19 protein-coding genes are annotated in these 24,138 nt (G+C 52.7%); 13 read left to right on the top strand and 6 right to left on the bottom strand.

Annotated elements, in window-relative coordinates; translation table 11 throughout:
- Positions 1-34: 34 nt before the first annotated feature.
- The 5 genes from GmarT_RS13905 (at position 35) to ybiA (ending at position 2,949) form a co-directional block, all read left to right on the top strand.
- The gene (locus tag GmarT_RS13905) at positions 35-547 is read left to right on the top strand and encodes a hypothetical protein (protein ID WP_002646669.1); all 513 of its coding nucleotides are present in this window, start codon (positions 35-37) and stop codon (positions 545-547) included.
- A gap of 22 nt (positions 548-569) precedes the next feature.
- Positions 570-902: a YbjQ family protein gene (locus GmarT_RS13910; protein WP_002646668.1), complete on the top strand. Its 333-nt coding sequence runs from the start codon at positions 570-572 to the stop codon at positions 900-902.
- Position 903: 1 nt separating this feature from the next.
- Positions 904-1,191 carry a hypothetical protein gene (locus tag GmarT_RS13915; protein WP_002646667.1) on the top strand — a complete coding sequence of 96 codons (288 nt, stop codon included), beginning with the start codon at positions 904-906 and terminating at the stop codon, positions 1,189-1,191.
- Between the two features lie 914 nt (positions 1,192-2,105).
- Complete coding sequence (locus tag GmarT_RS13920) at positions 2,106-2,486, top strand: hypothetical protein (protein ID WP_002646666.1); 381 nt, start codon at positions 2,106-2,108, stop codon at positions 2,484-2,486.
- A 22-nt stretch (positions 2,487-2,508) separates the two neighbouring features.
- Positions 2,509-2,949: a riboflavin biosynthesis intermediates N-glycosidase gene (ybiA, locus tag GmarT_RS13925; protein WP_002646665.1), complete on the top strand. Its 441-nt coding sequence runs from the start codon at positions 2,509-2,511 to the stop codon at positions 2,947-2,949.
- A gap of 343 nt (positions 2,950-3,292) precedes the next feature.
- On the opposite strand, the gene GmarT_RS13930 is transcribed toward ybiA, so the two are convergent.
- Both GmarT_RS13930 and GmarT_RS13935 read right to left on the bottom strand, forming a co-directional pair.
- The gene (locus GmarT_RS13930; RefSeq protein ID WP_002646664.1) at positions 3,293-4,741 is read right to left on the bottom strand and encodes a DUF1501 domain-containing protein; all 1,449 of its coding nucleotides are present in this window, start codon (positions 4,739-4,741) and stop codon (positions 3,293-3,295) included.
- A 24-nt stretch (positions 4,742-4,765) separates the two neighbouring features.
- A complete protein-coding gene (locus GmarT_RS13935; protein ID WP_002646663.1) occupies positions 4,766-7,927 on the bottom strand; it encodes a DUF1553 domain-containing protein in 3,162 nt (1,053 codons plus the stop codon).
- Positions 7,928-8,168: 241 nt separating this feature from the next.
- Here GmarT_RS13935 and GmarT_RS13940 point away from each other — a divergent pair, with 241 nt between their 5' ends.
- From GmarT_RS13940 to GmarT_RS13955, 4 genes are read left to right on the top strand one after another with little or no spacing between them, the layout of a single operon-like run.
- Positions 8,169-8,672 (top strand): hypothetical protein, encoded by a 504-nt coding sequence (locus GmarT_RS13940; RefSeq protein WP_149302860.1) that lies wholly within the window; start codon positions 8,169-8,171, stop codon positions 8,670-8,672.
- Positions 8,669-9,331: a hypothetical protein gene (locus tag GmarT_RS13945; RefSeq protein ID WP_149302862.1), complete on the top strand. Its 663-nt coding sequence runs from the start codon at positions 8,669-8,671 to the stop codon at positions 9,329-9,331. Before GmarT_RS13940 ends, GmarT_RS13945 begins: the two co-directional genes overlap by 4 nt.
- A 58-nt stretch (positions 9,332-9,389) precedes the next feature.
- Positions 9,390-9,950, top strand: a complete 561-nt coding sequence (locus GmarT_RS13950) for a DUF3592 domain-containing protein (RefSeq protein ID WP_081459499.1) — start codon at positions 9,390-9,392, stop codon at positions 9,948-9,950.
- Between the two features lie 60 nt (positions 9,951-10,010).
- Positions 10,011-10,880, top strand: coding sequence for an SGNH/GDSL hydrolase family protein (locus GmarT_RS13955; RefSeq protein WP_002646659.1), 870 nt, complete (start codon positions 10,011-10,013; stop codon positions 10,878-10,880).
- Between the two features lie 187 nt (positions 10,881-11,067).
- Here the strand turns inward: GmarT_RS13955 and GmarT_RS13960 are convergent, their stop codons facing one another.
- From GmarT_RS13960 to GmarT_RS13975, 3 genes are all read right to left on the bottom strand, one after another.
- The gene (locus tag GmarT_RS13960) at positions 11,068-12,198 is read right to left on the bottom strand and encodes a zinc-dependent alcohol dehydrogenase family protein (protein WP_002646658.1); all 1,131 of its coding nucleotides are present in this window, start codon (positions 12,196-12,198) and stop codon (positions 11,068-11,070) included.
- 32 nt (positions 12,199-12,230) lie between these two features.
- Complete coding sequence (locus GmarT_RS13965) at positions 12,231-13,196, bottom strand: hypothetical protein (protein WP_155367867.1); 966 nt, start codon at positions 13,194-13,196, stop codon at positions 12,231-12,233.
- 186 nt (positions 13,197-13,382) lie between these two features.
- Positions 13,383-14,351, bottom strand: coding sequence for a hypothetical protein (locus tag GmarT_RS13975; RefSeq protein WP_002646656.1), 969 nt, complete (start codon positions 14,349-14,351; stop codon positions 13,383-13,385).
- A 639-nt stretch (positions 14,352-14,990) separates the two neighbouring features.
- Here GmarT_RS13975 and GmarT_RS13980 point away from each other — a divergent pair.
- Complete coding sequence (locus tag GmarT_RS13980) at positions 14,991-16,721, top strand: MFS transporter (protein ID WP_002646655.1); 1,731 nt, start codon at positions 14,991-14,993, stop codon at positions 16,719-16,721.
- A gap of 248 nt (positions 16,722-16,969) precedes the next feature.
- On the opposite strand, the gene GmarT_RS13985 is transcribed toward GmarT_RS13980, so the two are convergent.
- Positions 16,970-18,160 carry a sialidase family protein gene (locus tag GmarT_RS13985; protein WP_002646654.1) on the bottom strand — a complete coding sequence of 397 codons (1,191 nt, stop codon included), beginning with the start codon at positions 18,158-18,160 and terminating at the stop codon, positions 16,970-16,972.
- Between the two features lie 345 nt (positions 18,161-18,505).
- On the opposite strand from GmarT_RS13985, the gene GmarT_RS13990 reads away from it, so the two are divergent.
- From GmarT_RS13990 to GmarT_RS14000, 3 genes are all read left to right on the top strand, one after another.
- The gene (locus GmarT_RS13990) at positions 18,506-21,733 is read left to right on the top strand and encodes a DUF1553 domain-containing protein (RefSeq protein WP_002646653.1); all 3,228 of its coding nucleotides are present in this window, start codon (positions 18,506-18,508) and stop codon (positions 21,731-21,733) included.
- Between the two features lie 58 nt (positions 21,734-21,791).
- On the top strand, positions 21,792-23,183 hold the full coding sequence (locus tag GmarT_RS13995) for a DUF1501 domain-containing protein (protein ID WP_002646652.1): 1,392 nt from the start codon (positions 21,792-21,794) through the stop codon (positions 23,181-23,183).
- A 242-nt stretch (positions 23,184-23,425) separates the two neighbouring features.
- Complete coding sequence (locus GmarT_RS14000; RefSeq protein WP_002646651.1) at positions 23,426-24,121, top strand: GntR family transcriptional regulator; 696 nt, start codon at positions 23,426-23,428, stop codon at positions 24,119-24,121.
- The last annotated feature ends 17 nt before the right edge of the window (positions 24,122-24,138 follow it).

The following is a 24,138-nucleotide window of genomic DNA, read 5'->3' on the forward strand; positions in this document are numbered from 1 at the left end:
CGTTTGTGTTTAATCTTCATACGAGGAGTTTGTAATGCGGTCTGTTTTTCTGTGTTTATTCTGTCTGATGCTGACTCCCCTGCAGGCGGCTGATACACAAAGTCCGCTGGGGTCGTGGGTGATTCCCGGTGCGGAAGCCAGGGAACAGGGGGCAACGACTTATTCGGTCAAAGAACCGGATCAGGCGGAGAGTGTCAGCAGAAGAACTGATACGGGGCAGTACCTGTCTGAGAAACCGTTTCAGGAAGTGGTTGCGTTTTATTTGAAGAAGAGCGGGTTTGAGCCGCCCAACTGGTCGATTCTGGGTCGTGAATTTCCCGGGACTGATCTCTATCTGCCGGCCCACTGGACACAACAGCGTGAAGTAGACGGGAAACTGCAAACTGTGATTATTCAACATTTCATTCGCAAACAGGCGGCCTCGGCTCAGTTACTGCTGACGAATCAGCGTGAAGTGGGAACGGTATCGATTTCGATTACGCGCGGCAAAGAAGATACGAAAACGCTGATTCAAATCGTGAGTATTCCCGCCAGCGATCATCAGTAGAAACCAGCCAGGAACCACCAACATGAACATGCCCGTCACGACGACGTTTACGATTGAAGGCTATAAAATTAAGGAATACAAGGGGATTGTGCGGGGGATTATCGTGCGGTCGCCGACGATTGCGCAGGGATTTCTGGGCGGGTTGAAAAATATTGTGGGCGGTCAGATTGGCGCCTATACCGAAATGTGCGAGCAGGCCCGGCAACAGGCGTTTGATCGCTTACTCGCACATGCCCGGGAACAGGGGGCGAATGCGATTGTCGGCCTGCGGTACGATGCTTCAGAAGTCGTCAGCAAAGGCTCGGCGACGGAAGTGTTGTGTTATGGAACCGCGGTGGTGATTGAGCCTGAGTAAGATGCATAAATATCGGGATGCCAGCCAGCGGCTGACGATTGAGTTTTTTGACATCGAAGCCGACCTGTATCAGCAGATCACACAGATCGTGGTGAACCAGTTTCAGTTACAGCCCGTGGGGGAACTGGTGACGGGCGAGGAGGAGCGGTTCCAGGATTTTCAACACCTGAGAAAAGTGATCGGCCTGGAATGGGATTTCTGGTCGGGTTACTGCGTGGTCGCAAAAACAAAGTCCGCGGAAAAGCTGGTGCGGAAAATCGCTGCGTTGATTGAACGGCATCATTCCTGATCAACTTCCGGGTAGCACCGAATGCAATTCGGTGTTGTCGCAGACAACGGGAGGTGGCGGTGTGACTGCTGTCTGTTGAAGAGTCGATCCTTACTCTTTCTGAGACAGTAAGTCCGGTTCGCCAGGATGATTCGTTCGCTTGAATTGCGACCTCCTGCTCGCTGCGCTCGGCCCGAATTTTATTCGGGCTCACCCCTTCTTTTAGTTGTTCGGGTGTCGCTATTGATTTCACTGGTGGCGAGCCACCAGTGCCACCGGGGGGCGCATTGGTGTTGATTTATCACTGTCAGGCAAGCCGACAGTGTCTGAGTGAAGTGCATGCCATTTCAGGTTACCCGGGGTAGCACCGAATGCAATTCGGTGTTGTCGCAGACAACGGGAGGTGGCGGTGTGACTGTTGTCTGGTGAGGAATCGTTCCTTACTCTGTTTTCGATAGAAAGTAGGATTCGTCTGGATGATTCGAACGCTTGAGCTGCGACCTCCTGCTCGCTGCGCTCGGCCCGAATTTTATTCGGGCTCACCCCTTCTTTTAGTTGTTCGGGTGTCGCTATTGATTTCACTGGTGGCGAGCCATCAGTGCCACCGGGGGGCGCATTGGTGTTGATTTATCACTGTCAGGCAAGCCGACAGTGTCTGAGTGAAGTGCATGCCATTTCAGGTTACCCGGGGTAGCACCGAATGCAATTCGGTGTTGTCGCAGACAACGGGAGGTGGCGGTGTGACTGTTGTCTGGTGAGGAATCGTTCCTTACTCTGTTTTCGATAGAAAGTAGGATTCGTCTGGATGATTCGAACGCTTGAGCTGCGACCTCCTGCTCGCTGCGCTCGGCCCGAATTTTATTCGGGCCCCCCCCCACACACACACACACAAAAAAAATATGGTTGTTCTTCATTTGAAAATAGTAAGGAGAATTATGTTTGTTATTAAAAAGGAATGCAGTGCATTGCGCGAAATGGATCCGATTGAGTATGAACGCGGTCAACAACAGAGTGAAGCTGATATCTCGGCGGGACGACCTGTGTTGTACATCCAGACGCGCAGTCACTGGGGAGAACTGCTGACGTATCTGATGGCTGAACGGTTTCAGGTGACGGTAGAGCATATCAGCGATATGACCACACATCAGCAGAATTCGTATCGGGCAGGATATAATTTCATCACGGCTCAGTATATCGACCGAACTTTTGGCGCAGGGGCTTGTCAAAGTGTAGAAGATGCCGTCGACTGGTTTCGTTACTATCATTATCGACTCCATTTTCATCCTGAGGAAAGTAATCCTCTGCGTGATTTCTGATTAATGCTTTTGAAATGATAAGATGACGATTTATTTCTATACGAAAAACGATACGTACGGCGAGTTTTCGAACTTCTCGCCGCACGGAGTGGAACGGGACGGACTCTGGTGGCCGACGGTCGAGCATTATTTTCAGGCGCAGAAGTTTGCAGAGGCAGACTACCGCGAACGAATTCGAAATGCGCACAATGCGAAACAGGCTGCGAACCTGGGCCGGAGTCGCAAGATTCCCCTGCGGGCGGACTGGGAAGAGGTTAAGGATGAGATCATGTACCAGGGGGTACTCCAGAAATTTCAGACGCACGCGGAACTGAAAATTCTGCTGCTGTCGACCGGGGATCAGGAGATCGTGGAGAATGCTCCCGGCGACTACTACTGGGGCTGCGGCAAGGAGGGAACCGGGCTCAATCGGCTGGGAGAAATCCTGGTGCGGGTCCGTGGGGAACTTCGGGAGACTGAGTGAAGTTTGTATCTTTTCAAGTTACCCGGGGTGGCACCGAATGTGATTCGGTGTTGTCGCAGACAACGGGATGTGGCGTTGTGACTGCTGTCTGGTGATGAATCGTTCCTTACTCTGATTGTGATAGTAAGGCGGATTTGTCTGGATGATTCGAACGCTTGAGCTGCGACCTCCTGCTCGCTGCGCTCGGCCCGAATTTTATTCGGGCTCACCCCTTCTTTTAGTTGTTCGGGTGTCGATATTGATTTCACTGGTGGCGAGCCACCAGTGCAACCCGGGGTGTTTTATCGGTGTTGTTTGATCACTGTCGGGCGAGTCGACAGTGGCACACGATAGTTTTATTAAACTATGCGAGGATCTTGTCAATCACGGTGCCGTGGACGTCGGTCAGGCGGTAGTCGCGGCCCTGGTGTTTGAAGATCAGGCGTTCGTGGTTCAGGCCCATACAATGTAGCAGGGTCGCATTGAGATCGTGGACGTGGACCGGGTTTTCGGCGACGTTGTAGCAGAAGTCGTCGGTCGCACCATACGAGATGCCGGGCTTGATGCCGCCGCCGGCGAGCCACATGGTGAAGCAGCGGCCGTGATGGTCTCTGCCGTAATCGGTACTGGTGAGGGTGCCCTGGCTGTAGATCGTGCGACCGAATTCGCCGCCCCAGACGATAAGGGTATCGTCGAGCAGACCGCGCTGCTTGAGGTCGGTCAGCAGCGCGGCGGTGGGCTGGTCGATGTCGCCACATTGCAGGCGGAGGTCGCTGGGCAGGTTGTAATGCTGGTCCCAGCCTCGGTGGTAGAGTTGAATGAACCGTACGCCCCGCTCTGCCATGCGACGGGCGAGCAGACAGTTGGCGGCGTAAGTGCCCGGTTTACGGGATGCGTCGCCGTAGAGGTCGAACGTCTGTTCGGTTTCGCTGGAGAAGTCAGTGAGATCGGGGACCGAGGTCTGCATGCGATACGCCATTTCGTACTGCGCGATGCGGGTCTGGATTTCCGGATCGCGGTAATCGTCGAACTGCCGTTGATTGAGTTGAGCCAGCCCGTCCAGCATGCCGCGACGGCTGGCGTCGTTGATGCCCGGCGGATTGGAGAGGTACAGCACCGGATCGCCGTTCTTGCGGAAGTTGACGCCCTGATGGCTGGAAGGGAGAAATCCTGTCCCCCAGAGTCGCGCATACAGCGGATCGGCGGGACGTGATGCGCTGCCGTCGGAGATCAGGACGACGAACGAGGGCAGATTCTGGTTCTCGCTGCCTAAACCGTAGCTGGACCAGGCGCCGAAACTGGGGCGGCCCGGTTGCTGGTGGCCGGTCTGCATCAGTGTGACGGCGGGATCGTGGTTGATAGCTTCAGTGTGCATCGATTTGATCACGCAGACATCGTCGATGACTTTCGCGAAGTGCGGCAGGGCATCGCTGACCCAGGTACCGCTCTCGCCATGCTGTTGAAATTGAAACTGATTGGGGGCGGCGATGGGGAACGACTTCTGCCCCGAGGTCATGCCGGTCAGGCGTTGATCGCCGCGAACGGAATCGGGGAGCGGTTCGGAATTCAACTGTTTGAGCCGTGGTTTATAGTCGAAGAGTTCCATCTGCGACGGGCCGCCATGCATGAAGAGGTAGATCACGCGTTTGGCTTTGCCGGGAAAATGTGAACTCGTGACGGACGGCGTTTCGCTGGCGAACAGATCGGGGTTCAGCAGCGAACCCAGGGCCGCGGTGCCGATGCCGGTCGCGCTGGAGCGGAAGAACTGGCGGCGGGTGAAATCGTGTTGTAATTGATTCAGGTCTATCTGCATGATGGTTCCTGTGAGTGAACACGGTTATTGTTTGGTCAGGGTTTCGTCCATGTTGAAAATCATGCTGGCCAGCATGGTCCAGGCAGCGAGTTCGTTTGGTTTCAGTGTTTTGTCGACCGGAGTTTCGCCGACGCTGATCAGTTTTGCAGCGGCGTCGGGATCGTGTTGATAGATGCTGGTCTGCTGCCGTAGGATACGGCTGAGAATCTGTTGTTCGGCTTTGGCTGGCAGTCTGCTGGTGGCCGCGCGGAACAGGAAGTCGATGCGTTCGGCTTCGCTTGCCTGTTTTTGTAAGGTCTGCGTGGCGAAGACGCGGGCCGCTTCGACATAAGTGGGGTCGTTCATCAAAACGAGTGCCTGCAGGGGCGTGTTGGTGCGGGGGCGAGAGACGGTGCAGGTTTCGCGCGTGGGAGCATCGAAGGCCATCAGGCCGGGGGGCGGGCTCTGTCGCTTCCAGTAAGTATACAGGCTGCGGCGGTAGAGTCCGTCGCCAGTGCTTTGTTTGTAAGTGACATTGCCATCGTAAGACACCGCTTCCCAGAGGCCGGGCGGCTGATATGGTTTGACGCTCGGTCCCCCCTGCTTCGCGACGAGCAGGCCGCTGATCTGCAGGGCGTTGTCGCGGACCGTTTCGGCGTCGAGACGGAAACGGGGGCCACGGGCCAGCAGACGGTTTTCGGGATCGCGTTCGTACAATTCATCGGAGACGCGGGAGGACTGTTGATAAGTAGACGAGAGGACGATCTGTTTCAGCAGGTGTTTGACGTCCCAGCCGCTTTGCTGGAATTCGACGGCGAGCCAGTCGAGCAGTTCCGGATGACTGGGCCATTCGCCCTGCGAACCGAAGTCGCCGACCGTTTTGACGAGGCCGACACCGAACAACTGCTGCCAGAGACGGTTCACATACACGCGGGCCGTCAGCGGATGATCAGGACTGGTGAGCCAGCGGGCCAGGCCGAAACGATTGGTGGGGAGTTTGGGGGAGAATGCGGGTAAGACCTGGGGCACAGCGGCAGTGACTTTTTCGCCATGCTGATCGTAGACGCCACGCAGCAGAACGAACGTGTCTCGCGGTTTTTCGTTTTCGTGCATAACCATTGTGGTGGGAATGTTTTTTTGCAGCTTAGTTAACCTGCTGCGGAGTTTAACCAGTTGTTTCTCGGCGGTACGCAGGGAATCCGGGGCAGCGGTTTTGAGAAAGTAGTCGCGGAGTTCCTGCTGCTGTTGCGTGGTCCGTTTTTCGGCAGGGATCGTGAGTAGTGTGTTGAGGAACTGGCTGTCGGCGAGTTCCCGGGCTTCGTCGGGGGAGAATGGACGCTGATAAATTCGCAGGTCGTCGAGTGCGCCTTTGTAGAAGGCACTCGTGCTGCGGCGGCCGATGCGGAATGGTTCGTCGACGGCAATGTCGCCGGTGAGTCTGTCATAAGGGGCGGAGGTGGCCTGCGGTTCGCCGTTGATAAAAATGCGAACGCCTGCGGCGGTGGAGGAACCGTCATAGGTGACGAGCAGGTGCTGCCAGCGACCGGTGCGGATACCGGCGTCGGTGACGACTTGGATCGCGTTGGAATTCCATTTGTGGATCAGGTGGACGGAGAGTTTGCCTTTGCGGATCATGATGTCGAAGCCGCGGAGGTGGTTGGTATCGTCGTTTTGTGAGAACAGACAGATGGGGCCGCCTGAGGCGGGCTTGATCCAGGCGGCCAGCGTAAATGGTTTGTCGCGACTGAAGCGGAATGGCGTGTTACTTTCCAACAGTGCGGTGCCGTCGAAATACGCAGCGGAACCGACAAACCCCGGTTTGATTTCGACAGAGCCCATTGAGGTGAGCGACTTGCTTTCGGTGATATCGTTCAGCGGTTCGTGGATCATCAGTTGATCGGAGGCCGGGGACGTGAGATTGCTGCGTGCAGTTTCTTCCCACTGTTTCTGTTGCGCTTTGAGTTGTGTCTCGCGCTGTTGGTGTGCTTGTTCCAGCGCTGCGAGTTCGTCTTTGAGCTGCTGTTCGCGGTCGAGATAATCTTTCGTGGGAATCTTGAGAATCGGTTTGGCATTGCCGACCGTGTGGGTGTTGCCGGTTTCGGGCGTATTGTTGAAGAAGGCGAAGAGCTGATAGAATTCTTTCTGGGAGAGCGGGTCGTATTTGTGATCGTGGCAGCGGGCGCAGCCGACGGTCAGACCCATCCAGACGGTGGACGTGGTATCGATACGGTCGACAATGTATTCGACGCGGTATTCTTCATCGATGATGCCAGTCTCCAGGGTAGTCATGTGATTGCGGTGGAAACCGGTGGCGATGAGCTGGTCTTGTGTGGGCGTGGGCAGCAGGTCACCCGCCAGTTGTTCGATGGTAAACTGATTGAAGGGCATGTTCTGATTGAAGGCGTTGATGACCCAGTCGCGCCAGTGCCACATCTCCCATGCTTCGTCGGTGAAATATCCGCTGGTGTCGGCGTAACGGGCGGCGTCGAGCCAGTAGCGGGCCCGGTGTTCGCCGTAATGGGGAGAGCTAAGCAGACGGTCGACCAGTTTCTCGTACGCCTGGGGAGTATGATCGTTGAGGAACGTTTCCAGTTCGTCGAGCGTGGGAGGCAGGCCGGTCAGATCAAGTGAAAGCCGACGGCAGAGTGTGGCTTTATCCGCGCGGGGGGACGGTGGTAACTGTTCCCGTTCCAGACGAGCGAGTACGAAATGATCAAGGGGAGTTTGAGACCAGTTCGTTTCTTTTACCGCAGGCAATTCGGGCCGTTGTGGCGGAATGAAGGACCAGTGCTGCTGATACTCTGCCCCCTGCTCGACCCAGGCTTGTATCAATTTGATTTCCGCTGCGGAAATTTCTTTCCCGGAATCGGCGGGGGGCATTTTGAGATCGGTGTCTGTCGTCAGCAGTCGTTTGAGCAGTTCACTGTCTGCAGGTGACTTTTGATTGATGATGGCGTAACCGTCGCGGGGCTGTTTCACGTCTATCGGATCATCGAGTCGCAGGTCGGCTTCCCGGGTAGCGGGATCGGGGCCGTGACAGTGCAGACATTTTTCGGAGAGGATCGGGCGGATGTCGCGGTTGAATTCGATGCGCGGCGTTTTCGAAGGCTCGGCTGCCGAAACGGTCTGAAGTTCCGTCCAGAAAGACGAACTCAGGCAGACCGTGATGATTGCAGGCAGGATCAGGTTCCGTATTGGTACAGGCATGGACCAGCTCTCTACGGGGGGAAGATTTGGCGAGGGTCAGAATAATATTTAAGTTAGTTTAAATATTAGCAGGCGTTGATGGATTTGTCACGGATTGTTTGCAGGAAATCAGTGTGTAGGGTGAATTGGGTAACTGGTGATGAAGCCGACGGGGCACGATGAAATAATTCTCGAAGCGGGCGAAAATTCTGTTAGACTGAATGTGTGGATAGGAAAAGTGTCTTTTCTGAAAGAGACTGTGATGATCAAGCTCGTCGAAATTATTCTGAAAGGTGTGTTGGGCGGCGTCTTTACCGGGTTCATTCTGGGCTTTTACCTGACTGTATTGACCAGGGATTATGTGATTGAGCCAGGTCATTTTCAAACGGACGTATTGTTCGAGCAGGGACAAGTCCGTTTTACGCAGGTGGTGATGCTGGGCTGTATGGGCATCCTGGCTCTGGTGTGTCCCTTTATCGTCGCGGCTGAGTTTGGACCCTGGTTGCGGCATGCGGTCTATGGACTGGTGGCCTGCCTGGCTCTGGTCGTGGGAGGGGCGTTGCTGGGGAGCAGGCTGATGAATGAGCCACTGGTTTATGATTCAAAAATGGCTGATCGCACCTGCATTGATGCGGCGCGGCTGTACGGGATACCGACTGCGTTTGTGTTGGGGCCGATCGTGGGAATCATGATTGGCGGGGCTCGTGAGAAGTGGTACAGACAGGAGCCTGGTAACATCGAATCATCGACGAGAATACTTTCATGAATGAAAGCTTGTGGGAACAGAGCTATCGACCTAATCCTTGGTACCGCAGTCTATTTAGCAGGTATGCAGTCCTCACTCTTGCAATCAGCATCTACTTGATTAGCCAGGTCTATACGAGAGGTGGTAGCCTGACTGATGGTTCTGCCATCGCTGCTCTCGTATTTATGGTCGGCGGGATAATCATGATTGCTGCAGGTCTCTGGGCCTTTCTGACTTACTCGAGATGGATACGGCTGATTCTCTCGGAGGAGACGATTACCAAAATGGAAGGTCCAAAGGAATATGTGATTTCTCTGGATCAGCTTGCTCACCTCAACTGGTTATCGATCTCTGATGAGATGATCGTCGAATCGCCGACGGACACGTTCCGAATCAACCTGGATGATTTTAAGCGGACGGATCAGCACGCTATTATTGCGTTTTTGCGCAACGCGGTGCCTCTCGAACAGCAGGAGAAATGGGAGCCGTTTTTGGAAGTCCGGCGGCGCAGCATTGATCCCGATGCGGCCCTGACAACTGGGGAACGGCTTTTGATTATGTTTTGCCTGATTGCGACAGGATTGGCTGGAGCGATGTGGTGGAATGAATCAGGTCCATTTTATTTGCTGGTGGGAATTCTGTTTTTATCTGGTGCGATCAGAAGTTATCGGGGGATATAAGGATTGAAAGTTGTTTCAGATTGAACTGATTGTATTGTCGTAAATAAGGTCGAGATTAATGCCGGGATCGAAGACCAGTTCGAGTGAGCAACCTCCTACAGAAAAGGAATTGTATTGTCCGCGGAATTTTTATCTGGGAATCTTGATTGGTCCGATACTGACTTTAGTCGGGCTAGATTTATTCATTTTTCATTTTCTGTCTGACATACAGGATTATTACAAATTTAAGGACACTGTTCCCACACCCGTGATCAAAGTATTGAAGGTCGAACTCTCTGTTGGCGAAGATAATACGGAAGAGGTTTGTGTGAATTATGAATACAAAACAAACGGGAAAATCTACACTGGCGATCGCGCATCCATATATCGTGGGAGAGACAATTTTGGTTCTTTTCACCGCGACTTGTATCAGAGGATCAAGTTGTTTCAGGAAAATAAGAGTGACGAATTAGTCTGTTATGTAAATCCGCAGAACCCTGCTGAGTCAGTTATTGATAATTCGTCTCGCCCCAGTCGCTTTCTTGCGGAACTGGTGTTTTCTTTAATCGCCCTTGGTTGGGGACTGAATATGTGCATTGGAACGCTGTTAAACAAAAAACGCTACTTTGAGTCGGATTAATAGAGTTATCAGTCAGGTGAAGTAATTCTCTAATCGAAAGTGTGAAGTTCAAATCCATTTATGAATCCGATAGTTTATCACTGTGCCTCGGGGCAGGCGTTTTTTACGGGGGTGACGCTGGTACTGCTGGCGACGCTGTTGTCGTTGCGTGAGAGTTCACTCGCGCGGCGGGGGATGGTGTTTTCGCTGGTGATTGGTGGGCTGGCGATGGCGGTCTCTTCGACTCCCCTGCCCTGGTGGTTTTATGGAGTCGCAATGCTGGTGACGCTGTTCTGGCTGGCTACCTTGTTTACGCAGCGCTGGCGGAAAGCAGCGGCGGAGGCGATGGTGGGGGTCTGGCTGCTGGGGCTGCTGCTGGAAGTGCCGTATCATCTGACACCGGGAGTGGAACCGGTTTCTTCGCGACGTCTGACGGTGATCGGGGACTCGGTGACGGCGGGACTGGGAGATACTCAGATTGAAACGTGGCCGCGCATTCTGACACGGGAACATGACATCGCCGTACAGGATCTGTCGCATGTCGGGGATACGGTGTCCACGGCAAGGCAGCGGGTGGCGGAGACTCAGGTCAACTCGCCGCTGGTATTGCTGGAAATTGGTGGGAATGATGTATTGGGAAGTACCACGTCGGAGGAGTTTGCGACCCACATGGATTTGTTGTTGACCCAACTGGCATCGCCGGGCCGCCATCTGGTGATGCTGGAACTGCCGCTGCCGCCGTTTTATCATGCGTTTGGGCGGATCCAACGCAGACTGGCGAAAAAACATGGAGTGAAGCTGGTGCCGAAACGGGTGTTGCTGTCCATCCTCGCGGGCGGAGATGCGACGCTGGATTCGATTCATCTTTCCCAGGCAGGCCAGCAGCAGATGGCGGACGTGGTGTGGGGGATTGTTGGGTCGGGTTATTCGTCTGATTTAAACGAACAATAATTCAAAATATGTCGTCTAATATGTATTGAAAGACAACCGGGGCTAACGCCCTTCGGCTAATCAGGTATGCCTCGTTCGGAGTCGTAGACATAGTAAAAGTTACGATGATGACTGCAAATATCAGCCGTACGGCGTTAGCCGCGGTTCATGTCGAACCTGATTAAGATTTCGTAGAATTACCGGTCGGTTACTTCTCAAACGTAATCACCTGCCTCACGGCGGTGCCGGTGGCGAGGGCGTCGAAGGCTTCATTAATTTCATCCAGTTGAATGGTGCTGGAACGCAGTTTGTCGACGGGGAGCAGGCCGGCCTGGTACATGGCGATGAAGCGGGGTAAATCGCGGCGGGGGACGGCGGAGCCCATGTAGGAGCCTTTGATCGTGCGTTCTTCCGCGACCAGGCTGACAGCGGGGACGAAGAACATTTTGTTGGGGTGTGGCAGGCCGATGGTGATGGTGGTGCCGCCTCGTCTGGTGGCAGCGTAAGCCTGCTGGAGGACCAACTCGTTGCCGACGCTTTCGAAGGTATAATCGACGCCGTTCTGGATGTCTTTGATCAGCTGGATCGGATCTTCTTCACTGGCGTTGATCGTATGTGTCGCGCCGACCTGGGTGGCGCGTTCGAGTTTAGCGGGGAGCAAGTCGATGGCGAAGATGGTTTCGGCTCCTGCGGCCCGGGCGCCCATGATAGTGCTTAAGCCGACGCCACCCAGGCCGAAGACGGCGACGCTGGAACCGGGTTCGATCTTTGCGGTGTTGACGACCGCGCCGACGCCCGTCATCACGGCGCAGCCAAACAGGGCGGCGGTGCTGAGGGGGAGCTGGGAATCGATCTTGATCAGCGATTCCTGGGCGACGACCGTGTGTTCGGCAAAGGCGGCGACGCCGAGATGGTGGTTGATTTCCTGACCGGAGTTGCTGCTGAAGGGACGACGGCCGGAGAGTAAGGTGCCGGCGGTGTTGGCGCGGGCACCCGGTTCACACAACGCGGGGCGCCCTGTGGCGCAGGGAATGCAGTGACCACACAGGGGGACGAATGAGAAGACGACGTGATCGTCGGGCTGGAGATCGTGAACGCCGGGACCGACTTCGCGGACGATGCCGCTGGCTTCGTGTCCCATGACCATCGGCATCACACGCGGACGCGAACCGTCGATGGTGGAAAGGTCGGAGTGACAGAGGCCTGCACCTGCCATCTCGACGAGGACTTCCCCCGGACCGGGATCGGCGAGGGAGAGCTGTTCGATAACCAGTGGTTTTGACTCTGCGTAGGGAGTCGGTTTTTCTATTTCATACAGGACAGCGGCGCGGGTCAACATGGGGAGCGTTCCCTGGTGAAAGAGGATGGGGATTATTTCACATCATAGATGAGTTCCCCGCCTTGGGGATTTCGTTTTCTGGTATCTGTCACGTGCGTACCGGTCGTTAGTTCCAGTTGAAAGTCGGCAGGGGTGACTGTCGCGCACGAATCAAAAGAATCGACATTGATGCGGCAACCGTAAGTGAAGATATCCTGATTCGATTTATGTTGATACGATTTTGTGGTCCAGTATTTCGGTTCTGGCCCTTCGTTTGGGAGATTGACATAATGGAAATCATGCTGGCTGTGATATTGGCCGGATTGCTCACCCGTATATTTCATAACGACACATTCCCGATCTGTCGGTGCGACCCATAAGCGTTTTAGACCGCCATATACCTCGGATTTTTCCAGGACCGTGCAAGCGATGCCCTGCACCTTCTCGAGTTGAGGGCAGACTTTGTATTGATCAAGTGTGAATCCATAAACCGGATCGCCTGCCAGCAGTGACCAGCGAAGCGGATTCAGATCAAAAAGAGGAAGCATGGGATGTACCGATGATTTATAGATGGTCAGGTTGCGGATGCCTTCGTATTTATAGGCAAGGGCAGCGGTTTTTCCGTCGGTTGTCCCGGTCATGTCAAGGTCTTGCATTTGCTCTAACTGGGGAGTCGGGACACGTCCCCAGTGACGACAGCGGATGCGGGGACTATCCAGGATTAGTGAATAGTGTGTTTTAAAATTAACGGTCTGATTCAGATAATGCAGCGTTTCCTCTTCCGTCAGCGGTACTTCTTCATCGTCACCACCTGCAGCAGATCTCATATAAGGAAGTGTGTTGCGCGTGACATCCAAAGAAAGTTCGATCCGCATCGCCTGTAGGCGCTCGCGCCGTGCTTTCCAGGTCTGGTTGATGACTTCCTTCGTCAGTGGTTGTTGGTCGGCTGCCTGTGTGGTGGGTAGCAGACTGCCACAAAGCAGAAAAGCGATTGAATAAAAACGAAGACGAGGGAGCATCGTGAATCCTTTCGTTGCCGACTTTGAAACCGTTCGTAAGATCAAGCCGCCGAATAGTAAGAGAGAGTTGTTCGATGACCAGCGGTCTTGACTCTGCATAGGGAGTCGGTTTTTCCATTTCATACAGGACAGCGGCGCGGGTCAACATGGGGAGCGTTCCCTGGTGTAAAAGGAGTTACTGGCTGCTTATTCCACAATATAACTGATTACTTTCCCTTGGGAATCCCGTTTTCGATAATCCCAGACCCGGGCACCCTGGGGAAAATTCAACTGAAACTCATCATCTGTAATATTGGCATCGGCATGGAATGTATTGAACGTATATTTGTATGCATCTCGCAGTATATCTTCATTTCCGTATAAACATTTGATTTCACAACTCTGGGGGATTTGACCCCATGTTTTGTCATTTTTGTATTGAACATGACAGGAGTTCAATATTTTACCTGCATAGTGATACTCGTATTTCAGTACCGCATAATCATGTGACCTGGGAGCCACCCAGAGATAGGCTGTTCCCTCTGAATCTGTTTTTTTCAGAACGGTACAATCGAGATTCTGAATCGATTCTGTATTAGCTTGAACAGTGAAGCCTTCCAGGGTTTCTCCCAAGTCAGGATCTCCCGGCAGGAGTGTCCAGCGAAGTGGAAGTTGTGCCAGGGAATTGAAGAGAGTACTCGCTTTGGACGCCTTTAAAATATGAATCGAGGGAGTCTCTTGAGATTGATTGAGTCTCGTAAAAGACCGTCCGTCACTGAAGCAGGTACATTCGACAGATACTGTCTCTTTCAAGCGAGCAGTAGGAAAGCGTCCCCGGTAATGGTAACGCATTTTGGGAGAATCGAGCAGCATTGAGTACCTGGCGTGATTGATTACCTGTTCTTTTTTAAGGTGCTCGGATTCTTCTTTAGTCAGTGGAATATAGTCACTGGTCTCAATGAGAGGAGTTTCTTCTTCAGGATACAGGAGAAGTTTACTGGTCGTTATTTCCACTGAAAGTTCGATCCGCATTTCCTGCAGTCGCTCGCGTCGTGCTTTCCAGGTCTGATTGATGACGTCGATCGTCAGGGGCTGCTGATCGGCTGCCTGTGTGGTGGGTAGCACGCTGCCCAGAAAGAGAAATGCGACTAAATAAATTCGATGACGAGGGAGCATCGTGAATCCTTTCGTTGTCGACTTTGAAATGGTTCGTATGATCGTGCTGCCGAATCGTAAGAGAAATCTGTTCCGTTGAACAGATCGAAATGAGCGAGTTCACGTTGATCGATCGTGAACAATAACGGTCGGTTTTGAGCAGGTGGATAAAAGTAGTGGTTGATATGAGTTGATACGGGTTTGATATACCGGCGAGACTGATTCGATGAGTGACGATAGCGTGTCGATGGTGCGTCGATAACTGTGTCGATATAGTAGTGAAGAGAGTGAACTAACGCGGTTCGTGACATTGAATATAATCTACTATGACAGCACGGAAAACCTTTCACATAGAGGGTAACAGGGAATGGGAGTGGTTGATGCGGTTTGAGACTCGATTGTGGTAACTGCTGAATTCTCATGACGATAGACCTGATAGAAAATTAAGCCACGCGCGCGACGCGCTTATCGCATAAGTTATCAAGGTGCGGTAGGCTGTCAAGCTGAAGAGACGCCAGTAAGTTCAGGTGAAATGCAGTGAATTTCGTTGAGAAACTGGGAGAGAGGAACGGATTTGATGCTCGTTTTCAGGAAAATCTGCTGTTATACTGCTGCCACTCAATCAATGCGCACCGACTCTGAATGAAAGCTGAATGACTTATGGCCAGTGTGGAACCGACCAGTTCGTATGTTCGTTATCGTGTGATCTTTGTCTGCATGCTGATGGCGGTGCTGTTGTACCTGGACCGGTTCTGCATCTCCTTCGCCGAGGTCTTTATCAAAGATGAGCTGGGATTGAGTGACGAGCAGATTGGTATTCTGCTCGGTTCGTTTTTTGTGTCTTATGCATTATGCCAGGTCCCTTCCGGGTGGTTCAGTGACCGCTTCGGTGCGCGGAAAATGTTGACGATCTACATTCTGATGTGGTCCCTGTTTACGGCGATGACGGGGCTGGCGACCGGTTTCATCATGCTGCTGATTTTTCGACTGGGCTTTGGTCTGAGTCAGGCTGGTGCTTATCCCACGAGTGCCAACATTGTCAGTAAGTGGATGCCTTTAACAGAGCGCGGCTTTGCCAGCAGTATGGTTACTGTCGGCGGACGGATTGGTGGTGCCTTGGCGCCGGTGTTGACTGCGTTTCTGATTATCCTGTTCGTGCCGATGTCGGAATCCTCGGATCTGAAGTCCGGCGATATTATGAATCCGCACGCTCTGGCGACGACGTTTCTGGAACGAGTGGATGAGAAACAGGAATTTGAAACAAAGATCTATGAGGGACTTACGTCGGGAGACAGGGAGTATCTGAAAGCAGCGGCTGCTGATCCCAAGATTGAATCTGGTACGGCGGTGGAAGGTGATTTTGTCGCGAATCTGAATTCGATTTTGCAGAAACAGACGCTGTATGATCCGGCCGATTTTGAAGGGTTGACGCTCAATCAGCAGGCGGAACAGCTGTTAAATGTGAGTCCTGGAGAGCTGAACGTTGAGCAACGCTCCCGGTTGAATCGATTGTTGTTTGAAGCACGCTATTCAGCCGACGTACGCAAGGTGCAGGGAAAAGGCTGGCGTAAGATGATGATGACCTACGGCCTGGTGGGAATTTTGATTGCCGGGATTTTCTGGTGGGTGATTCGCGATTATCCGCGTGCGCATCCCGCCTGTTCTGAACAGGAACTCGCACTGATTGAACATGGTCGGCTGGAGTCGGATAAAGATCATTCGAAGCAGATCGGCGGCATTCCCTTTAAGGCGATCATGAAAAACCAGAGCTTGTGGTTACTGTCGTTGTCGCAATTCTGCACGAATGTGGGTTGGCTGTTTCTGGTGACGTGGCTGCCACGATTTCTGGATGAGGAGTACCAGGTTCCGTTGGAAGAACGCGGGAAAATGGTAACGATTGCGCTGGCGGTGGGCTGGCTGGGAACTTTGTCAGGGGGGAAAGTGACAGACTGGTTGATGAGACGGATCAGTCTGCGGTGGAGTCGTGTGCTGCCGATTGCACTTTCGCGGTTTACTGCGATGGCGGCTTACCTGGTCTGTCTGCTGGAGATTTCTCCCTGGACTTCCGTGATCATGTTTTCGATTGTGGCGTTTTCCACCGATTTCGGTTCACCTGCGATGTGGGCGTTCAACCAGGATATCGCCGGCAAGCACGTGGGGTCGGTGCTGGGCTGGGGAAACATGTGGGGCAACCTGGGGGCAGCTGTCGCGCCTTCGTTGATGATTGCAGTAATTACCGTGAATACCGCGAGTGGCGAGGAACATCACTGGAACATGGCGTTTGTCACGTGTGCGATTGCGTTTTTCATCGCGGGGGTGGCGTCGCTGTTTGTGGATTCTTCACGGAAGTTGGTTGTGGATGATGAGGATGGGATGTTGGAGACAGCGTAGTGTCTTTTCAGACTTGGAATGGCACGTTGGTTCAAGTGGTACGCACACTCGTTGGTGTGCTCACCTGATATTGACTACCTGTCAATACAGGATTTATGGACCTATAGTTTGTGAATGAGATTGAAGATGGGAAGGTTACACTTCATTGCGGGCTTACACTGTCAGTTTCCTGTTGCCTGCGGCAATCCCGAATTGCATTCGGGGTCACCCGTTTTTTTGTAGCGAGATTTAGTGCAACCGTTGATTGATTATTTTGCCAGTTCGTCGAGTTCGGCCAGTTTGAGTTGGATACTGAGGATGTAAGGGGCTTTGTCTTTTTCCCAGTGGCCGTAAGTGGTGATGATGAAGGTGCCATCGGGGAGGACTTCGACGCCGGGATAGGCGCAGTCGGCCCCTTTGGTGTTGTCTTTGAGCCGCACGTGGTACTGACCTTCTTTGCCGTTGACGAGGTCATCGTAAGTGCCGACCCAGGCGACCCAGTCTCCTTCGGTGGGAGCTTTGTGGCCTTTGGGGGTGTTACTGCGAAAGGAGATGAGCAGCCGACCGCTGACAGGATCGTATTTGCCAGTATGACGATCGCCGTTCAAAGAGCCGGGCAGATCGCGGGGTTCGGTCCAGGTTTTGCCTTCATCGTTGGAGAAAATGATTTGCGAATTGTGACGACGACTGTTTTCGCGAAGGAGGACAGCCAACTGTTTGCCATCGGGCGAGCGAATGATGCCGGGCTCGCAGATATGGTATTCGGACGATTTGTGAATGGCTTCCGGGGCGGACCATGTTAAGCCTCCATCAGTGGAGAGTGTTTTGTATAAAGTGAATACAACCGGTGATTGTTGTTTGGAATCTTTGGAGATGAAGCGACCGTCATCGTGGAACAGCGCCATATAATGACCGGGGCCAGTCTTGAGCGGTTCGACACCACCCATGACGACGATGCCACCCCAGTCGCCGATCGGTTTGAGTTCGCTCCAGGTTTTGCCGTCATCTTCGGAGACCGCCATGCGAGCAGGATACAGACCGGAGAACATGATAATTCGTTTTTTACCAGAGGCATCGACGACGCGATGCAACGTAGGGACTTCACGCGAGGTCGCCCAGGAAGCGGGAGTGGGCAGACGATCGCTCCAGGTTTTTCCGGCATCGGTGGAGCGTTTATAAACGATGCCCCCCTTCCCGTGACCTTTGGGATAAACGCAGAGGATGGTTTTATTATCTTCAAGTAAAACGGTGGTGGGATGTCCGAGGTACTGATTTTCTTCGCGATCGACGACGATCTGGCGATGCGACTGGGCATCGAGATCGATATAGGGAATTGTGAAACCGGGCGCTTTGGGAGCCTGTTTTGGAGGATCGGCTGCATTCAGGACGTTGAGTTGACAGCTGACAGCCAGAGAGAAGAGCAGTACCAGTTTTGCTGAGAGGGACACACGAGGAATCATGGCAAGTCCTTACGTCAGAGGTGTTTGAAATCAGAGTAAATCGACCTGAATCACAATGCCCGTCATGTTGATTGATGAATCGAACCACATGTCATTTTAAGACTAACGTTGCATAGAAGCGGGTTCAATACAGGTTATCAGAGTAAATCCCGTGAAACAGTGGAATTCTGTGAATCTTGCCGCATTGCTGAGCCTTTTTTAAATATTATATTGTTATTCGCAGGAATTCCCGATACGATATAAAAATGACTTGATGTATCTGATTGTGAATTAACGAGATACAGTTGAATCATCCCCAGCCTGCGCGGCTTTTTCCCACCTGACTCTAACATCGTAGACATGACTATGAAAACTTTGCGAAAAGTGACAGCTGTCATCGTATGCACGAGCCTGTTTCTCTGCTCCGCTTTTCCGCTCTCCGCTGCCGAATCTGAACCGACTCAGCAACAGCTGGATTTCTTCGAGAAGAAGATCCGTCCTGTTCTGATTCAGCATTGTTACGAATGCCATTCCGCGGATTCGAAGAATCTGAAGGGGAGTCTGCTGGTCGATTCTAAACAGGGACTGCTGGACGGCGGTGATTCGGGGACAGCGCTGGTACCGGGAAAACCGGGTGAGAGTCTGCTGCTGGAAACCATGAAGTATGGAGAGGACAGCTACCAGATGCCTCCGAAGGGGAAGCTGTCGGATGCGATTATCGCTGACTTCGAAAAATGGATCGCGATGGGAGCCGCTGACCCGCGGACAGAGCCCTCTAAAAAAACAGCGAAGACAGAAATCGATTTCGACAAGGCACGTGAGTTCTGGTCGTTTCAACCTCCACAACATTACCCTGCCCCCGCGGTGAAACAGAAAGCCTGGCCGAAAAATAAAATCGACACATTCATTTTAGCAGCGCAGGAAGCGAAAGGATTCACGCCTGCTCCCGCTGCTTCCAAACAGACTCTGATTCGGCGTGCGTATTTCGATTTGATCGGCCTCCCTCCCACGCCTGCAGAAGTCGATGCTTTTGTGAAGGATCAATCTCCGGACGCGTATGCACGGGTGATCGATCAGCTGTTACAGTCTCCTCATTATGGTGAGCGTTGGGGCAGACACTGGCTGGATGTTGCGCGGTACGCAGAAGACAATACGAATATGGGGCCTCACAATGGTCCGTTTCCGCACGCCTATCGTTATCGAGACTGGGTCGTCAAGGCGTTTAATGAAGATATGCCTTACGATGAATTTGTGATTCGTCAACTGGCAACGGACTTTCTGCCGGAGACCGGTCCGGAAGACTACCCTGCCCTGGGATTCATGGGGCTGGGGCCTTCCTATCACAAGGAAGTCGCGCTGTCGCAAATCACGCTGGAAAACCGCTATGCGGATGACTGGGAAGATCGCGTCGATAGTTTGTGTCGGGGGTTACTGGGGCTGACGATGGCCTGTGCCCGCTGCCACGATCACAAATACGATCCATTGACGGTGGAAGACTATTATGGGATTGCCGGTGTCTTCGCTTCGGTACGACAGACGACGCGGCCGATAATTCCTGATACAGAAGTGGCGAAGACGCAACCTGCCCGGGATAAAGTGGACGCGTTAAACAAGACGAATACGGACCTGGCTGCCAGGGTCAAAGCATTAACGAAACGGAATACAGAGCTGAAGCAGGTGATCAAGGCTGCAGGCAAAGCCGAGTTCCCGCTGATTGCTTCGCGACCGGATCTGAAGAAACAGACGACAATCAAATTTCCGGTTCCCCCGGAAGAGTTGAAACAGAATACAGCGTTGATCGCCGCTCATAACAAGTCGATCAAAGCGAATAAGACGCAAGCCGAAGAGATCAAAAAATCGACTCCCGGCTTTGAATTGCCTCTGGCAGATGCTCTCACCGAAGAACAGGTGCGGGTGGAAGAGATCACCGAAGATAAGATGAAGATCGTCTATTATCCCAAGCCTCGCGATCTGAATGTATTCATTCGCGGAAATGCTGCCAATCTGGGAGAACTGGTTCCCCGTCGTTTTGTACGTGTGCTGTCTGAAGAACAGCCGGAACCGTTCCGGAATGGCAGTGGTCGTCTGGAGCTGGCTCAGAAGATCGCCCACCGTGATAATCCACTGACAGCACGGGTAATGGTGAATCGAATCTGGCAGCATCATTTTGGAGAAGGACTGGTTGATACGCCGAGCAATTATGGAAAAACCGGTTCCCTGCCCAGCCATCCGGAACTACTGGATGATCTCGCCGTCTGGTTTATGGATGAGGGATGGTCGATGAAAAAACTGCATCGACTGATCATGTTGTCGGCGACGTATCAACAGTCCTCCAACATCGAACTGAGTGAAGCACAACAGAAGCAGGACCCGAATAACAGGCTGCTTTCGTATTTCAATCGTCGGCGACTGGAAGCAGAGATTTATCGTGATGCATTGCTGGCTGCTGGTAATAACCTGGACGCTCGACAGGAGGGGCCCTCTGGTGACATTGATGATCCCACCTTTCAACGACGTGGCATTTATGCCACGGTTTCCCGGCATAAATTGAGCACGTTCCTGCAGTCTTATGATTTTCCCGATCCCGCGATTCATGCGGCACGTCGTTCCAAGACAACAACGCCGCTACAGCAGTTGTTTGTGTTGAATTCTCCTTTTGTCAGACAGCAGGCACAGCAACTGGCCAGTCGGCTGGAAGGTGAGTCTTCTGAAAAACGCGTCAATGATGTTTATCGGTTATTGTTCTCGCGGGAACCGACACCGTCTGAAATGCAGATAGGGCTGAAGTTCCTGGAAAACAGTGATTCGGCGGGCGAGTCAGACAGTCAGAGGGAGCAGATTCCCACATTTGCCGGCAAGCGAATGAAGGCGGACGTGAAAGAGCTGGGAGATTCCTACTCGGTCGAATTATGGGTTAAGAACCAGATCCCCAATGAGCAGCGGATCATTACCGGTTACTTCTTCTCCCGGGGTAAGGATTCTGCTGCAAAAGCGGCGGGTGACCACCTGGGGATTGCCGGGAAGTATCGTCCGAATAAAGCCGGTCGTCTGTTCTTTTATAACGGTGATTTGAAACGGGACTCTTTATTTGGTTCAACCGTTATTCAGCCGGGAACGTGGAATCATGTGGTGCTGATTCGTAATCAGAAGCAGATTGCCGTCTATCTGAATGGTAACCCCAAACCGGAAATCCTGGGAGAAGCAGAACCCGGATATGCTGATGGTGTGGCGGAGCTGATCATCGCAGGGCGAAGTGACAATTTCTCAAATTTCCAGGGACAACTGGGGGCAGTCGCAGTCTTCAATCGTGCATTGAGTACGGCAGAGGTACAGAAACATTTTGGTGCTGCGAAACTGAAACAGGATCAACTGGCACATGCAGAGTATGTGGCCTCGATTTTGTCTTCTGATCCCCTCTCCTGCTGGCCTTTGCGGACAGATAACCCGAACCTGTCCCAGGCCGAAGATATCACCGGGAACAAACATAATGGTGTTTACGAAGGACGTCAGGACATCGACCCGAAACAATTGACTAACTGGCAACGCTATTGCCTGGCGTTACTCTGCAGTAATGAAATGATGTATGTTGACTGACAGTCAAGTGGCTCTGTCAGGTCAGCGATTCTTTCGAATTAAAAACGAGATCTGAGTTATGATGAATTTCAACGGACAGAACCTGTTCCATCGTCGCGAAATCCTGGAGAAAGTCGGTAGTGGCTTTGGCATGATGAGCCTGGCAGGCATGCTGGCTTCAGCCGAGGGGGCCTCTCAGAAAACTCCCCAGCAGACACCTCATTTCGCACCGAAAGCGAAGCGGGTGATTTTTCTGTTTATGAGCGGCGGTCCTTCTCAGATGGATACTTTTGACCCGAAACCGCTGCTAAAGAAGTATGAAGGACAGCGTCCTGCTGCAGCGAATATTCGGACTGCGTCTAAAACAATGGGTTTGATGCCTTCCCCGGTGAAATTCATTAATGCAGGAAAATCCGGAATTCCAGTCTCAGAACATTTTTCAAAAATTGCAGAGCACATCGACGACATGGCGATAATTCGCTCAATGCACACGGACTTCCCGAATCATGCACCGGCGCTGTGTATGATGAATCTGGGGACGTTGACTCCCACACGCCCCAGCCTGGGGTCATGGCTGACTTACGGACTGGGAACAGAGAATCAGAACTTGCCCGGATTTCTGGCGTTATGTCCGGGCAAACCGGTTGTCGGTCCTAAACTCTGGGGCAGCGCCTTTCTGCCCGGCAAGCATCAGGCGACACATATCAACAATAAAGATCTGAATCCCGAACAGATGATTCCGTATCTCAAAAATGAAGTGATGTCATCTGCACAGCAGAAGAAGCAGCTGGATCTGGTTCAGGCGATCAATCAGCAGCATCTGGTAAAACGCGCCGGTGACAATGAGCTGGAGACGCGGATCAAATCGATGGAACTGGCTTACCGGATGCAGTTCGCAGCGACCGATGCGTTTGATATCTCGCGTGAACCCGAGAAGCTTCAGGAAGCCTATGGGAAGAGCGAGTTCTCCAAGGCTTGCTTATTATCCCGTCGATTGAGCGAGCGTGGTGTGCGGTTTGTGCAGGTTTACTATGGGAATCGACAGCCCTGGGACACGCATAGCAATCACGATAAGAGCAACGAACGATTGTGCAAGGATATTGATCAGCCGATCGCTCAGTTGCTGACCGACCTCAAGCAGCGCGGACTGCTGGATGAAACACTGGTTGTCTGGGGGGGCGAGTTTGGACGCACTCCGACTGCGCAGGGGGGGATTAACGGGCGCGATCATAATCCATTCGGATTCTGTATGTGGCTGGCCGGCGGTGGCATCAAAGGGGGCACCGTACACGGGGAATCGGATGAATTTGGTTTCCGCGCGATGCAGGATAAGGTTCACGTCCATGATCTGCACGCGACGATTCTGCATCTGATGGGCATCAATCACGAGCGGTTGACCTATCATTATTCCGGTCGCGATTTCCGACTGACGGATGTCGCCGGTGAAGTTGTACATAATATCATTGCCTGATTTATTATCTGAGATGCAGGTCTGAATCAGTACAGGCTTGTCTTATTTTCTGAAGTGCGCGCCCTCCCACTTTTCTCGCTCGGGTATATTATATATAATATTACATCATATCAGGACGGTGTCCCGTTTTACTGTAGCGTCTCCAGGGACACTGTGACCGGTTCCCTGCGAGACTACGCAGAAAGGTGATGTGATCTAGAGTTCGCCCTTCTGGCCTGTCACAGGCTGATCAAGGATCAATTATGTCGACTACTAATCTGCCCGGCTCGTTTTCGATGGTGCCCCGGGGAAATATCCGTGAAGTCGTGGTACAACGAATTCTGACGGCGGTCATCCGGGGAGAGTTTCCGGTCGGTCATCGAATGGTAATTCAAAGTCTGGCTGAACAGTTCGGCGTGAGTGCAACTCCCGTGCGGGAGGCACTGGTGGAACTGGCATCGATTGGAATTGTGGAAAATCTTCCCAATCGAGGGGCCGTGATGCGGGAATTTGGTGTCACCCAGATTCGCGAGATTTACCAGTTGCGACGGATTCTTGAAGTGGAAGCGGTCCGAACTGCTTGCGGGAAAATTGAATCACGATTTCTGGCGGAACTTTCAGATGAGTTTGTGTCGATCAGCAATGAAAAACGCAATAGCAACTGGTCGCAGAAAGCAATGTCACTGGATATTCGGTTGCATTCGTTGATTGCAGCACATTGTGGCAGCACCCGGTTGCAAGATGAATTACTCCGATATAATACACTGGTGCAGGCTATCCGAGAAGTTGTAGACAACGAAAGTCAGGCTCAGGAAATCGCGCTTTCGGATCACCAGGAGATCATTCGCGCCCTGCAGGCAAATGATTGTGAAAAAGCGGCTCAGGAAATGGAGCAGCATATTCGCAAGACAGCGAACCTGGTAGAAACGCTCACACGCGAGAAATCTCAGAAAGAGTAAGGCCTGCATTTAGCCAG

The organism is Gimesia maris (assembly GCF_008298035.1).
In the GTDB taxonomy this organism is placed as follows: domain Bacteria; phylum Planctomycetota; class Planctomycetia; order Planctomycetales; family Planctomycetaceae; genus Gimesia; species Gimesia maris.